Below are 14,783 nucleotides of genomic sequence, written 5' to 3'. Positions count from 1 at the left end.
TTTATTGGCGAGTCATTTTCAGTCGTTTAGGTTTAAAGCCCTTTGCTGAATTAGTTTTTCCTTTTGCTCAAATTGATTTTTAATCCTCTCAAACTCCTCTTCATTCGTAAACCTAGATAGCGTTTCTAAAGCAGATTTACCAAAAAATGGGAGCCCTACCTCTAAGGTTTGATAAATGTAGGCTTCATATAAGAGTACACTTCTTTTATTGACGGATATTGCTTCCTGAAGTAATTCATAGATTTCTAGGGGAGTGGTAGTGTCCATAACTCTAAGTGAGTCAACTGCCTTTAGAGTTCCTTCCTCATCAAAGCTGTTCTGGCGGGCTATGTCGAATAAGAATGCTTTTCTTTCTTCCTGATTCAGGTTTTCTCTTTCACTCTCATATGTTTTCCATTTTTGCAGAAGGCCGGAAGAGGGTTGATCAACGGTTTTTGCTAGAAAATCTGAATAGGTAGTAGAAATAATGTTTCTGTCGAAATTATAGGATTGTGCCTCGCCCAGAAACACGAAGCTGAGTTCATAGGCACCCTGTTGGTATGCCCAAATGGCTTTCATGTAACTGTAAAGCCCCGTATTTTGGCCATAGGAAGCAATGAGCTCATCTAATAAGTTAAAGGTTTCGTTCACTTCGCCAGAATTATAAAGTTGGACTACCTTCCCTAACATGAGGTAATCCTTTATGGCTATGTTTCTTGGGTAGGCAATGTATCTATCGAAAGTCTCGATAAGTTCTTTGTTGCTCGTTTTTGAGTTGAGCGCAGCGTTATACAAATAGTAAAGTTCATCGAGTAATAAGAAGGAGTCGGTTGGTGTTTTTAGCTTTAATTCAGGCTTTATGTCAACTGAGTTTGCAAATGCTTGACGGTTGGTAAGTGTATGAATATCTTCAAAATGAGCTGTGCTTTGTAAAACCGAATCGATATCAAGGTTATTCTTTATGGATAAATCTAAAGCCAGAAAATTACTGGTGTTTTCGGGAGTAGGTTTGTTTTGATATGCCTTTTCCAACAGTAGTAAAGCTGTATCTAAATGGCCGAATTCATAATGTGCTATGGCTAGGTTATTAAGAACTCTTTGGTCATCGGGCCCGTTTTCTATCTCTTTTAAGGAAAGTAATTTATTGAAGAGTTGATCCTGATCAGAATAAAACCTAGCCAAGCCTAATGCTGGTTTATGGTTTTCACTTCTTAAAATGGCCTCTTTAAATCTTTTAGTGGCCTGAGCAGGATTTCCGTTGGCTTTTTCAATCATGGCCAAGCCATAGTTTGCCCTAACTCCGTAGTAATCATAAAACAACGATTGCTTGTAGTATTGTTCAGCCAATAAATCATTTTCAACTTTTTCAGCCAGCGCTCCTAAAGTATTGTATTGCCCTGCTTTGATTTGGTAATAGGGGCGATAGTTTAAATAGAATAATACCCCTACCAGAAAGAAAATAACTCCTAGTCTAGCCGTCAATAATGGAGCTCTTTCGCCTCTAAAAAAGGATTTCCAGGCGGGAGCATTTGCCAATAAAGCAGGGGTGAAATTCATGAAGCAATACACATAGTACACCACAGCGAAAGCTAAGTGCGAGGCTACAATTGTCATTTTAATGGCCAATGTCAATGAGTCGTTAGCAGTGATTTCAGCATAGGCTATTACCGCCAATGAGATGGCGGCCAAGGCAGGGTAAAGCAATTTCTTAATCAACAGAATGGGAATTTGTGATTCTACAACCGCTAGCTTGGTTTGTAAAACGAAATAACCCGAGATTACCGAGACGAAAAGAATTGTGTAAGGGTTAATCAGGATGATATTTAATGAAATCTGACCCGTAAGATTCAAGAATAATAAGGCAAGCACGAGGATATATACAGCGCCAATCATTAAGAAATGGATTAATGCGTTTTTGCCAGAAGGTGCATTTTGTGTGGCAATCTTAAAGAGGTAGAAAAAGTTATCTCCAGCCACAAAGAAAATGAACAACGCTGCTAATATAAGCGGAGCAAGTATGCCATAAGAAAACCAAACTAGTGTAGGGCTTGGTACTGGTGAAAGAAGAGCGGCTGCAAGGGTAAAACTACTTATAAGAATGAGTATAGAAATTAGCCTTGTTGCAAAACCAATATTGGTTTTAATGCTTTGGAAATAGTAGCTCAAGAGCAAAAGGCCTCCAATAAAGGCGTATCCGAAGTACTGATTGCCTATGGCCAGTTCGTCTAAGCCAAAATTAATAGATATAAATACCAAAATTCCTGCGCAGACCAAGTACCAGAAGCGCTCCAAATAGGTAATGGTTACTGTACAAATTACAAAACCAATAAGTGTTAATGCAAAAAGTAAATATTCAGGCCATTCTAGAAAAAGGTAACGTCCTGTTTTAAATTGCTGCCAAATTAAGATTTGATCAAGCTCAAAACCCATTGGCTTTCCGTTAATTGAAAAGTACTCTAAAAACAGGGGTGATTTAACGTATTCTGTATCGGTAATCCATGGTAAAACCAAACTATCGCCTATAAAAAAAGTAGAAAGCAGCAGTAATCCGGCAATGGTTACAGTAGCCCAATTGAAAAGGCTAAAATACTTAATAAGAAGGTGCCTCTTTTGATTTTCCAAGGGTGCTATTTTAACACTTTGGGTACTTTGAAAAACTTAGAATCTTTTACCGCAGCGTTTTTTAGCGCCTGTTCCTGACTGATACTGATTTCCGCTTTGTCTTCCCTAAAAACGTTAACTTCTTCTGTAATATGAGTTAAGGGTTCAACGCCCTCAGTGTCTAGTTCATCCAGTTTCCCTACCCAAGTTAGTATTTCGCTCATGTCATTCAAAAGCTGAGTTTCTTCCTCGGGCTTAATGTTGAGTCGGGCTAAATGAGCCACTTGATGCAATGCTTTTTTATCTACCTGCATGGTGTGTCAGTTTCAGTTCTTCATCTATTACCAAACGTACTTTAGCCATTAAATCGTGCACTGCAAAATCATCGGTGCCTGTTGGCCAAATAGGTTTGTGCACTTTAAGCGAAATAAGGCCTGTGTGCATCATCAAAGGTTTTTTGTCAGGTAAAAGTAGATGATTGTTGTGAATTGTTACCGGTACAACTGGGATTTGTTCTTCCACAGCAATTTTAAAACTGCCCTCTTTAAAACGGGCCAATTCAGGTGGGCTTTTGCTTAAAATTCCACCTTCAGGGAAAAAGGTGATACTATAACCATTTTCAACAGCTTCTTTACACTTTAGCCAGCTTGCATGTCGATCTCTTAAACTATTACGATCTACCAAAATATGGAGCTTGCTGTACATATAGCCCCATAATGGAATTTTTCTCAATGAGCTTTTACCGATAAATTTGAAGTTATGGTTAATAAGCCCCATGGTTGGGATATCCAGAAATGAGAAGTGATTGGCGCAGAAAATATAGCGTTGTTTTCGGCTCAGTTTTTCTTCGTAAACAATCTTAGAACGGTTTAAAAAGAGAAAGAAGAAAAGCAGTCTGGCCCAAATATGATTGAGAAAACCAGCAGTTTTTTCTAAAGGCTTTACAAAAATAGCCAACAGAAAAAAAGGCAATAAGACAATGAAAACCAAGGCAAAAATAACGAGGCCGTAAGCGGAATAAATTTTGAGTAGTGTTTTCATCGCGTTTAAGCTGCGAAGATAAAATAAAATGAGTTGCTGCTTAGGTAATTACCGTTAAGATTAAAAGAATGGCTGAGGATTGGATGATGAGAGACGCGTAGAGCTTAATTGTCATTCTTTAATTTCTTGAGCGAGGTACTCTTAAGCAAAGATTACATTTGTGTAATGGCCATTTTATTTAGTTGAACCAATCGCTCGCTTTGGGATAAACCTTGGCTTATAAATACAGCATTTATACTCTCCATATTGCTTAATACTACCAGCTGCTCTATGGTGGCTTCATCCCTTATGTTTCCATCTGCAGTTGGGTTTTCGGTTCTCCACTGCTTAGCTGTTTTACCAAAGAGCGCCATATTTAATATGTCGGCTTCACTAGCGTATACCAAGTTAATTTGGTTTTTTGTTAATTCTGTTGGTAATAAGTTCGCCTTTATCGCATCGGTATGAATTACATAATTGACCTTGGCTAAGGTGCGCTGTAAGTCCCAATCAAGCTTTAGTCGGTTATTTTCATCAGCCTTTAGGCGTTGAAACTCTTTGATGATGTACAACTTAAATTCTATGGAAATCCAGGAGGCAAACTCGAAAGCAATGTCTTTGTGGCATAGGTGCCTCCATATCTACCTGCTTTTGAAATTAGACCAATAGCACCTGTGGTTTCTATCCACTTTTTTGGTGTAAGTACAAAACTGTTGAGCCCCGCTTGTTTTTTAAACCCCTCGAATTCGAGGGGTTTAAAATCAACATTGTACATGGTTTCCCAGAAGCCTAATAATTCTACTGTATTTCTGTTTCGAAGCCAATTTTGAATAATCGTATCTGTACTGTTAGCATCTTTATATCTCGCCATATCGGTGAGCGAGATATAATCATTGGTCGAATCGGAAATCAGTGCGATTTCTTTTCCCTGAACATTCAGCGTTTTTTTCTTGCACATCTCTCCTTATTGGTTTTTATGAATACCAGTATAAGTTAAATAGACTTCAGTTTTAATACAATTCCTGTTCTGAGTTTCTAGAGATAATTAGAAGGGTGAGGTTTTCGTCAGAGCGAAGTCAAACTAATAACAATCCAGCTTAATCTGCTTTCGGTTTTGGTAAAAGCTTAGGCTTTGATTATTATGCTTTTGGCAAATTTGATCGAGTACTTGGGTTACTCCTTTTTGCATGGTAATGGAGCCGCAAATCATAATTGTACCATTTTCTTTCAACGTTTTGGCAATAAATGGCGCATCTTTTTCTATGAGGCTTTGCACGTAAATCTTATCACAGCAACGTGAATAAGCTGGTTTGAACGCTGTCAATTGATTGTTGGCCAAGGCGTCTTCAATGGTTTCTTTATAAATGTCGAATGAGTTGCCTGTTCGCCCACCCCAATACAAGTGAATTTCATGTGCTTTACCTTTTCTGTTAATCATGCCCAAGAAAGGTGCAATGCCAGTTCCATTACTGATCATAATGGTGCGCTTTGCCTTTTGAGGGAAATGAAAGGCTTTATTCTGAAGTAGAAAACCTCCGAGTGAATCGCCTATTTTTAATTCGTGCAAAAGCGTAGAGCATAACCCAAGTTCATGTTTTTTTACACTGAGGAGGAGATTACCATCTTTAGATTTCCCCAGTGAATACAAACGCTCGCGAGTACTGTTTTGTGGGTAAATGGCCAATAAATCTCCCGATTCAAACTTCTTATTCCCTTCTTGCTTTAGCTCTATAAGTGCAGTGTTGTCTTCCACATTAGATGAAATGGCACGGTTGACGACTGTGAATTTCTGTGTCTTTTTTCGGGCAATAAGGTTATCTGGTTTGGGTAGTTCAATCGTTAGCCCCACTTTTTCTGCCCAAGGATTTACCCAGCTACTAAAAGCTTCAAAAGACTGATTATTGACCGTATGTACTTCCAGTAATTGAGTACTTAAAGGGTGTTTTCCTAGCAAATCATCAGTATCAAAAGCGAATTTGCAAAACTCTGGGTAGGCCAATGACCCAAAACCTACTACTGAAAAAGTGAAGTCATTTTTTGGTCTAAAATCTTTAATAAAAAGCTTCTTGAATTGAGCCGCATTGCTTGGTGCTTCGCCTTGGCCATAAGTAGCTGTAATCACCACCAAATGCTCCATTTGCTTGAAATGGCTCAGTTTGTTCATGTCTGTGAGGAAAGAAGTCTGCCTGGCAGCCAGTAGTTGATCGTGCAGTAACTTGGCATACTTGCGTGTGGTTCCTCCTTCTGAACCTACAAGAATTACATACTTACACTGATCTTTTGAATAAGGGTTTTTAATTCTGGCAGCCTTTCTTTTTAGGGTAATGGCAAAGCCAGAATAAATAAAGAAGGGCAGTGTTAAGCTGGCCAAACCAAGAACAACAGACCATAGAATTGTTCCTTGCCCAGTGTGCAATATCATGGCCAGTTCAGAAAACAAGGCCACAAAAGGGTAGGGCTGATCGCTTAACGTTTCACCCGTGAATTGATTTACAATAACTTCTTTTTTCTTCAGCTTTAAGAGGAAGTAATCTTCAACATCATCACTAAACGGAAATTCAATTGACCTGAAATTCTCTAAAGTGCTTTGATTGAAAATCTCAAAGTTGGCAGTGCTGATTTTTGGGCTGGCTTCAATGGCATCATAATCTACAGCATGACTAATGTTTTCTTCAGGAATTATAGAGAATCTAAGCAGCGATAAGTAAGTACCTGAAAGCGAAATAACGATTAATGGGATAAGTGCCAGCCTACCTAAAATTGTATGATAGTCATGGAGAAAACTGGTTTTTACCAGCTTGTTAAAGAACTGTTTAATTCCGCCTTGGCGCCTTAAAATTAGGGCTACGCCAGAAGTAGCCATGAGGAAAAGTAAGAAGGAGGCCAAACCGATAAAGAACCTACCTACCGTACCCAAAAAGAGCGAACGGTGTAGGCTGGTAGCAAAGTTGAAAATGGCTGCTTTTTCCTTCAGCTCACCAATTTTTTCTCCGGTAAAAGGGTCAATGTAGAAATTCTCACTTCCATTTTCTCCAATCACAGAGGCTGTGATAAAACCATTTTTGTCTGATGAAATACTGAGCACTTCTTCGTATTTCCCTTCTATATTACTGAGCAATTCTGCGATAGTAAGCTCAGAAGCCCCACTGGGTTGGTAAGGTTGCGCCTTTTCGATAATGGGTTCGAAGGCCAAAATTACCCCGGTAAGGGAAGTGATAAGAAGGAATAAAGATGAAGATATAGCCAGAACAAGGTGGCTATATCTCCAAAAAGAAATGGTCATAAAGACTTGTGGATATTAATTTGGGATGATACGCACGTAACGGATGTACCCTTTTCCCTCGATCTTACTGTTTACGCTTTCTGCATTTAAGCTCAGTTCTGCATCGGTGACATGATAATCCTGGTTTTCCACAGCCGACTCAAACCTGATTTTATAGCCTGCATCAATTTTTGTTTCGTCAATTTCGAAAGCCAAAACCTGACGCTCTCCATTACCAATGCTGGCGCCAGTAATGCCGTCTAGCTTTTCGTTTTTCCCTGAAGAAAAAGCCCACCAGTTTTTAATATCGCTGTACCATTCGCTATCATCGCCTTGAACGTATAGAGTGCGCTCGTATTCGCCTTTTGGGTTCATTAATGAAATAGCAACATAAGCGTCTTCACCAGTGTAGTTAATCATTTGCACCAAGCATTTGTACTTTACACTTCCAATATCTGAGGTGAAAGCCATTGCTAAAACTGACCCGGCAATCAATAATATTTTCGTTCCGAATTGCTGTATATTCAACATCTTACTTCGCTTTTAAGAATCCTAAATCCACTTTATTGTTGGCTAGCTTTTCGTTTTCCTGAGCCAAATCGAAAGCGGTTTCTTCAAATTCAGTAGTACTGTTCTTATCCGCTCCGATTGAAATTAGGTATTTCAAAATCTCGTCATCCGCAGCTTTCATCGCAGCAAGGTGTAAGACGGTTGCTCCTTCATTGTTTTTTGCGTTGACATCAATTTTCAAAGCATGTACCTTTTTCAGTAAAGCCAAGTCGTTTTTGTCAATCGCCAAATGGAAAAGGGTGCTTTTGTCACCTTGCTTTTTGCTAAGGTCAAGCCCTTTTGCTTGAAGTGATTTCAATTTTTTGTCGAAGTCAGCACTGTTATTTTTGCTGTACGCACTAATCAAGTATTGACCTAAGGTGTTGCCTTTTTCATCGGTTACCTTCACATCAGCACCTTTAGAAATAAGGTAATCTACCACTTCAGCATTATTGCGCATTACCGCCATTGTCAGGGCAGAATGTCCTTCTTTATTAACATGGTTAATGTCCTTAGTTTTTTCTGCCAAGAAGGTTACCATTTCTAAGCTGTTTCTGCCTGCCGTATTGATTAAAGGAGTGTTTCCGTTTGAGTCTGCATCGTTCACATTCAATCCTTTGCTTAAGAAGTAATTGTAAACATCTAGGTTGGTATTTGAAGCAGCGATTCTGTGTAAAGCAGAAACGCCTTCGTTTGTTTTTACTGCGGGGTTTAAGCCTAAGCTTTCAAGGTATTTGAAGTATTCCACCGTGTTTTCTCGGTTACTGCTCGCCATCAAAATGGCGTTTTCGCCTGTTACTTTGTTCTCACCGTATTTTACACCGCGGTCAACCAATTCTTCCAATAACTCGATGTTTCCGCTACGGGCTGCATAGTTGAACAAGCCGTTTCCATTTTCATCTAGGTCGTTCAAGTCAAAACCTCTCAATTGGAAGTAATCCAACATGCCATAGTTGGTCAAACGAGGGATAAGAATGTGAAGGATGTTTTTTCCTTCCGCTGTCTTCTGGTTTTTTAAATCTACGCCATTGGCTTCAAAGAAATCGTAGATTTCTGGTGACTGCTGACCGCCTGCTGCTGCAAATTGAGCTACAGTGTAATCATGTGAATCTCGAAGGTCGGTTTTTGCGCCTTGGCTCATAAAGTATTCCATGGCCTCAATATTGGCACGAGAAGCTGCCCAAAAAATGTAGGTTCTTGAATCGTGTGTTCTCTTGTTTACAGAGTTGCCTTGTTCAACCAAAAATTGAATTGTGGTCAATGGGTTGTTGTTCAGAATAGCATAAGTAGTGGCATCAAAGCCACCACTATTGGCTTCAAGTACTGAATGACCTTTGGCCATGTCGGCTTGAATCGTTTCTATACTTGGTTTGGCCGCCCAGTATTTAGATTGAATAAAGGGATTGTCATCTTGCGCAGCGGCAAAGTTTATATTTGCCATCAGCAGTATGGCCAAGGTGATGGCTTTTACTTTATTAAGGATTCTCATGGGTTGTATTTTTTGGTAGAAGAAATAAGCTTTCTTCTCCCTGTTCTTATTTAGACTTATTATAAATAGGTTGCAAATATAAAGTCCAGATTTGATGAACCAAGGAGAAACTGTGGCATAATTAAAATTTCACTAGTACTAGTGATTGGAACGGGCTTTGAATGTTAAAAAATTACTCCCCAAACCACAATTCCTTCGCCTTCCACATGGCGGGGTTGCGGTTTTCCTTTTTCCAGATTACGGACAGCGTAGTGCGTTGAGGAATGTTCTTCAATTCAATAAACTTCACCTTTAAATCGAAGCCATATTGTAATGAAGTAGGTATTATGGCCACACCAAGCCCACGCTCTACCAGTTTAAAAATGGTTTGGGCATGAACGGACTTATGAGATACCGTGGGGGTAAAACCTTGATCTTCGCAAATACTCATGATCATGTCGTAATAAAGCGGACTGTATTCGCTGGAGAAAAGAATGAAATGCTCGTCTGCTAATTGAGCTACATTCTTAAATTGCTTTTCATTCATGGGGTGGTTTTTGGGCAGTACGATAGAAAAAGTGTCTTCCAAAACGGGGTGCATATGAAACTCTTCAGGCACCCTGGAGAGCCGTACAAAACCAAAATCAAGCTCACCCTTTTCCAGTTTTTCTACCTGAACCTTATTCGACATTTCCTCCAAATTTACCTTTATTTCGGGCAACTGGGCATTCATTTTTACCATTAAGTCGGGCACTATGTTCTGCATGGCTGAGCCAATAAACCCTATTTTTATTTCGCCTTGTTCACCCGAATCAATTCTTTTTAATTCTTTTTTAACCCGTGCTAAATGGTTGTTTATAAATAGCGTTTCGTGCATTAAATGTTCGCCAGCAGTGGTTAAGCTAACCTTTCGTTTGGTGCGTTCAAATAACTTCACACCCAAAACTTCTTCCATTTGGCTGATTTGCCTACTCAAACCGGGCTGTGAAATAAACAATTTTTCTGCCGCCTTTCTGTAATTAAGCTCTTCGGCTACGGCCATAAAATACTTGAGGTGCCGAAATTCTAATTGATAACTCATGGTTATTAAGTGTTGATAAAAATGGTATTTCTAATTATTAAAAGTAAGGCTTACTTTCGTATTAGAAAACAGGTTTCTGATACGCCCCTAAGGATCTCCTATTTTACATTGCTCTAAACTACTAGCTGTGTAGATTCCTTAGCGGGTTTTTTTGTTTAACACATCATTCATGGAAAGAGGAATATTTTTATACGGTGAAGAACACTTGACCGTAGGCAAGGCGCTTGCCATTTGTGCTGGAGAAATTGCTGGAGATTTGAGTGCAGAAACTAGGGTCAAGGTGGTGAAAAGTCAGCAGACCGTTGAAGAAATTGTAGCCAAGGGAAAGGCAGTATATGGAATTAATACTGGGTTTGGACCGCTTTGTACCACTCTTATTTCAGAAGAGAAAACAAGGCTGTTGCAAGAAAATATTCTCAAAAGCCACAGTGTGGGTGTTGGCGAATCGGTGCCAGATGACATCTCAAAACTGATGCTCATTCTTAAAATGAATTCTCTAGCACAAGGTTATTCTGGTATTGCCGAAACTACTTTAGATCGCATCAAATGGCATATTGATAATGATATTATTCCGGTAGTGCCTAGTCAAGGCTCTGTAGGAGCATCAGGAGATTTGGCCCCATTATCTCACCTCTTCCTTCCCTTAATAGGTTTGGGTGAAGTAATGGAGAATGGCAAAAAGCATGATACGCTGAGTGTATTGCAAAAGCACGGTTTAGCACCATTAGAATTGGGCCCGAAAGAAGGTTTGGCACTGATTAATGGCACGCAATTTATTTTGGCCTATGCAGTGAAAGTGGTGGACAGGCTGCATAACTGCCTAGATCATGCCGATTTGATTGGTGTCATGATGGTAGAAGCACTGTTAGGTTCTTCGAAACCATTCAGGCCAGAGTTGCATGAATTGCGTCCGTTTAAAGGAAACCAACATGTGGCCGCCCGAATGACCGCTTTGCTCAGCGATTCCGAAGTAATGACTTCACACGCTAACTGCACTAGGGTGCAAGACCCTTATTCTTTGCGCTGTATTCCACAGGTACATGGGGCTTCGCGAAATGCTTGGTTGCATTTGAAAGAGTTAGTTGAAATTGAACTCAATTCAGTGACCGATAATCCTGTGATTTTCGATGTAGATTTGACCATTAGTGGAGGGAATTTCCACGGTCAGCCTTTGGCCATGGCTTTAGATTACGCCTGTTTGGCCGCTTCGGAAATCGGTAATATTTCCGACCGAAGGATCTACCTTTCTCTTGAAGGGACAGTAGACAATGTGCCGAAATTGCTGATGAAGGAAACAGGAATTAATTCAGGTTTTATGATTCCGCAGTACACTACAGCGGCTTTGGCCAGTGAGAATAAAGGTTTGTGCTTTCCTGCCAGTGCAGATAGTATTCCAACTTCTTTGGGTCAAGAAGATCATGTCAGTATGGGCTCTATTGGAGGAAGAAAGGCCTACCAAGTGATAGGAAATGTAGAAAAAATATTGGGCATCGAATTGCTTTGTGCTGCGCAGGCACTTGACTTTCATCGTCCGCTAAAATCAAGTAAAATTATTGGCGAAATGCACGGCTTGGTCAGAAAGCAGGTGACGCATGCTGCCGTGGACAGGGTTTTCGCCCTAGACATAGAAAAAACAATTAACATGGTGAAGGATGGCGTATTGCTTTCTGTCGTTCGCCAAGAAGAAAACTATAGTACACTCAAAACTAACCATCATGAATTATTCGAAGTTTATTGAGCAATACGCCAACCATCCGTATTATAAAGCACCAACTGGCAATCAGCTTCATGCTAAATCGTGGCAAACTGAAGCGCCATTGCGCATGCTTCTGAATAACCTGGATGCCGATGTGGCTGAAGATCCTTCAAAATTGGTGGTATATGGTGGGAACGGCCAAGCAGCTAGGAATCCAGAAGCACTGAAAAAAATTATTGAATGCTTGCTGAAACTGGAAGACGACCAAAGTCTTTTGGTGCAGTCTGGCAAGGCGGTTGGTATCATTCCAACCCACTCTCAAGCGCCTCGCGTGCTGATTGCAAACAGTAATTTGGTGCCAGAATGGGCCAATTGGGAGCATTTCAATGAATTGAAAGAACGCGGACTGATGATGTATGGCCAAATGACAGCTGGAAGTTGGATTTACATCGGAAGCCAAGGAATTCTTCAAGGAACCTATGAAACATTTGTGGCCTGTGGCATCAAGCATTTTCAAGGTGACTTGAAACATAAACTGGTGGTGACTGGTGGTTTAGGTGGAATGGGTGGCGCTCAGCCTTTGGCGGCTACTTTGGCCGGAGCCACTTTCTTGGGGGTTGACAAAGACCCTGTTCGAATCAAGAAACGTTTGGATACACGCTACATCGATAAAATGACCGATTCCTATGAAGAAGCCAGAGATTGGGCTTGGGATGCGAAGGAAAAAGGAGAGGCCATTTCAATCGGTTTGGTGGGGGATATTGGCGATGTGCTCGAAAAGCTTTTGGCTGATAACGTGATTCCTGAAATCCTTACGGATCAAACTTCAGCCCACGACCCAATCAACGGTTATATTCCTAATGGTTATACCTTGGAAGAAGCGGATCAGCTAAGAGTTGAAGATTCTAAAACCTACAAAGCCAAGTCGCTCAAGAGTATGGCTAGGCATGTTGGGTTTATGTTGGAAATGCAGAAACGAGGTTCAATTACCTTCGATTACGGTAATAACTTGCGTGAATTTGCGCGCCAGGGTGGAGAGGCCAATGCCTTCGATTTCCCAGGTTTTGTGCCTGCTTATATTCGTCCTTTGTTTTGTGAAGGAAAAGGCCCTTTCCGTTGGGCTGCGCTTTCTGGTGACCCGGAAGATATTTATACCACCGATCAGGCTTTGATGGAAGCCTTTCCGGACAATCATCATTTGATCAATTGGCTGAAGCAAGCCAGAGAACGTGTCGCCTTCCAAGGTTTGCCATGCAGAATTTGCTGGTTGGGCCTAGGCGAGCGTAAAAAAGCGGGACTTATTTTCAATGAATTGGTAAGAACAGGAAAGGTGAAAGCCCCAATAGTTATTGGTCGCGATCACTTGGATTGTGGCTCGGTAGCTTCGCCAAACCGCGAAACCGAAGGTATGCTAGACGGTAGTGATGCCGTATCGGATTGGACATTGTTGAACCTGATGGGCAACACCAGTGGAGGTGCCACTTGGGTGTCTTTCCATCATGGTGGAGGCGTTGGAATGGGTTATTCACAACATGCAGGTATGGTAGTTTTGGCCGATGGCACCGAGCGTGCAGAAAAATGTTTGGAGCGCGTGCTTCACATTGATCCGGCAATGGGCGTTATTCGTCATGCAGATGCAGGCTATGACCTCGCGCAAGAAAAAAGCGATGAGTTTGGCTTGACGCTTTAATCTTCAATTTTGGAGTGATGAAACTTAATATTTCAGCTTTTTATCCTGAGTGAAACGAAGGAACTCCTAGACCCTTCGTTCCTCAGGGAAAGAAAATAACTTAGAGTGAATTTGAACATAGAATCAATAAATATGGAGTGTTACTTTTTAAGAGTGACTCAAACTCAAATCGATTCGTGCCTAATTGTTTTACAATGAACACCTACAAACTAATCGGCCCATTTAAGCAGGTTTTGCCCATGACGGGTTTGCCTTTGAATGGTGCTTTGAAAGACGAGCAACTCAATGTTTTTGAAGGCAAAGTCGGAATTCTTCTGCAAGGAGAAACCATTGCCAAAACAGGAGATTTCGATACACTTTTAAACGAAACCAAAATTATTGGTGCCGAAGTGGTGGAACTCGATGGCGATTTTGTGGCCTTGCCAGGCTTTATCGATTCGCATACCCACATCTGCTCTTCGGGCAGTAGGGCACGAGATTATGCTTTTCGCAATTCAGGAAAAACCTATTTAGAAATGGCTGAACTGGGTGGCGGCATTTGGTACACCGTTACCCAAACGCGAAATGCTTCGCAAAAGGAATTGGAGGCTGGAATTGCCGAACGTGCCAGTCGCCATTTGTCGGAAGGGGTAACCACGATAGAAACCAAAAGTGGCTATGGACTTACGGTAGAAGAAGAGTTGAAAATGCTTCGCGCCATTCAGGCAGTGAATAAAAAACACGCAGCCGATTTGGTGGCCACTTGCTTAGCAGCCCATATGCATCCAAAAGATTTTGAAGGTTCGAAAGCAGAATATTTAGAAGAAATTGGTTCAAAGCTATTCCCAATTCTGAAGGAAGAAAAGCTGGCGAACCGCATTGATATTTTTGTGGAGTCGGGTGCTTTTTCACCCCAAGAAGCAAAGCCTTATTTAGAAAAAGCCAAGGCAATGGGCTTCTCCATTACCATTCATGCCGATCAGTTTTCAACGGGAGGAAGCCAATTGGCGGTAGAAGTAGGGGCAGTAAGTGCTGATCATTTAGAAGCCAGCACAGACAAAGACGTTGAAATACTCGCAAAGAGCAACACGATTGCCACCGCACTCCCTGGCGCTACTTTGGGATTGGGTTGTGCTTATACGCCTGCTCGTAAATTATTGAATGCGGGGGCTTGCTTGGCCATTGCCAGCGATTGGAATCCAGGCTCGGCTCCTATGGGTGATTTGCTCATGCAAGCTGCGGTTTTGGGCGCTGTAGAAAAACTAACCAATGCCGAAGTATTGGCAGGTATTACGGTTCGTGCAGCAGCGGCTTTAGAATTAACAGATCGTGGAACTTTAGCGGAAGGTGCATTGGCCGATTTGGCCATTTTCCCTTGTAATAATTATCAAGAAATTCTTTACCAACAAGGCAAACTAAAACCTGCAATGGTTTATAAAAGAGGTCAAAAAATCTGAA

11 protein-coding genes and 1 pseudogene are annotated in these 14,783 nt (G+C 41.1%); 3 read left to right on the top strand and 9 right to left on the bottom strand.

Annotated features, from left to right (window positions below):
• Nucleotides 1–18: 18 nt before the first annotated feature.
• The 9 genes and pseudogenes from MB14_RS01450 to MB14_RS01415 form a co-directional block, all read right to left on the bottom strand.
• Nucleotides 19–2,601 carry a tetratricopeptide repeat protein gene (locus MB14_RS01450; RefSeq protein WP_062587923.1) on the bottom strand — a complete coding sequence of 861 codons (2,583 nt, stop codon included), beginning with the start codon at nucleotides 2,599–2,601 and terminating at the stop codon, nucleotides 19–21.
• Between the two features lie 5 nt (nucleotides 2,602–2,606).
• A complete protein-coding gene (gatC, locus tag MB14_RS01445; RefSeq protein WP_062587921.1) occupies nucleotides 2,607–2,894 on the bottom strand; it encodes an Asp-tRNA(Asn)/Glu-tRNA(Gln) amidotransferase subunit GatC in 288 nt (95 codons plus the stop codon).
• Complete coding sequence (locus tag MB14_RS01440) at nucleotides 2,881–3,621, bottom strand: lysophospholipid acyltransferase family protein (protein WP_062587918.1); 741 nt, start codon at nucleotides 3,619–3,621, stop codon at nucleotides 2,881–2,883. The genes gatC and MB14_RS01440 overlap by 14 nt, the downstream gene beginning before the upstream one ends.
• Nucleotides 3,622–3,773: 152 nt before the next feature.
• Nucleotides 3,774–4,172 carry a hypothetical protein gene (locus MB14_RS19255; RefSeq protein ID WP_425466533.1) on the bottom strand — a complete coding sequence of 133 codons (399 nt, stop codon included), beginning with the start codon at nucleotides 4,170–4,172 and terminating at the stop codon, nucleotides 3,774–3,776.
• A gap of 27 nt (nucleotides 4,173–4,199) precedes the next feature.
• A pseudogene (locus MB14_RS19250) lies at nucleotides 4,200–4,471 on the bottom strand (KilA-N domain-containing protein); the annotation flags it as partial.
• A gap of 210 nt (nucleotides 4,472–4,681) precedes the next feature.
• Nucleotides 4,682–6,883, bottom strand: a complete 2,202-nt coding sequence (locus MB14_RS01430) for a PepSY domain-containing protein (protein WP_062587916.1) — start codon at nucleotides 6,881–6,883, stop codon at nucleotides 4,682–4,684.
• 15 nt (nucleotides 6,884–6,898) lie between these two features.
• The gene (locus MB14_RS01425; protein WP_062587914.1) at nucleotides 6,899–7,393 is read right to left on the bottom strand and encodes a DUF2271 domain-containing protein; all 495 of its coding nucleotides are present in this window, start codon (nucleotides 7,391–7,393) and stop codon (nucleotides 6,899–6,901) included.
• 1 nt (nucleotide 7,394) lies between these two features.
• On the bottom strand, nucleotides 7,395–8,900 hold the full coding sequence (locus MB14_RS01420; protein WP_062587912.1) for an ankyrin repeat domain-containing protein: 1,506 nt from the start codon (nucleotides 8,898–8,900) through the stop codon (nucleotides 7,395–7,397).
• A gap of 172 nt (nucleotides 8,901–9,072) precedes the next feature.
• Nucleotides 9,073–9,960 carry a LysR family transcriptional regulator gene (locus MB14_RS01415; RefSeq protein WP_062587910.1) on the bottom strand — a complete coding sequence of 296 codons (888 nt, stop codon included), beginning with the start codon at nucleotides 9,958–9,960 and terminating at the stop codon, nucleotides 9,073–9,075.
• A gap of 169 nt (nucleotides 9,961–10,129) precedes the next feature.
• Here MB14_RS01415 and hutH point away from each other — a divergent pair, with 169 nt between their 5' ends.
• The 3 genes from hutH (at nucleotide 10,130) to hutI (ending at nucleotide 14,782) form a co-directional block, all read left to right on the top strand.
• On the top strand, nucleotides 10,130–11,698 hold the full coding sequence (gene hutH / locus MB14_RS01410; protein ID WP_062587907.1) for a histidine ammonia-lyase: 1,569 nt from the start codon (nucleotides 10,130–10,132) through the stop codon (nucleotides 11,696–11,698).
• Complete coding sequence (gene hutU, locus MB14_RS01405) at nucleotides 11,676–13,346, top strand: urocanate hydratase (protein ID WP_062587905.1); 1,671 nt, start codon at nucleotides 11,676–11,678, stop codon at nucleotides 13,344–13,346. The genes hutH and hutU overlap by 23 nt, the downstream gene beginning before the upstream one ends.
• Before the next feature lie 194 nt (nucleotides 13,347–13,540).
• A complete protein-coding gene (gene hutI, locus MB14_RS01400) occupies nucleotides 13,541–14,782 on the top strand; it encodes an imidazolonepropionase (protein WP_062587903.1) in 1,242 nt (413 codons plus the stop codon).
• Nucleotide 14,783 lies beyond the last annotated feature (1 nt).

Origin of the sequence: Roseivirga ehrenbergii (assembly GCF_001593005.1) — a bacterium.
Classification (GTDB): Bacteria; Bacteroidota; Bacteroidia; order Cytophagales; family Cyclobacteriaceae; genus Roseivirga; species Roseivirga ehrenbergii.
This window is presented reverse-complemented; position numbering and strand designations above follow the sequence as displayed.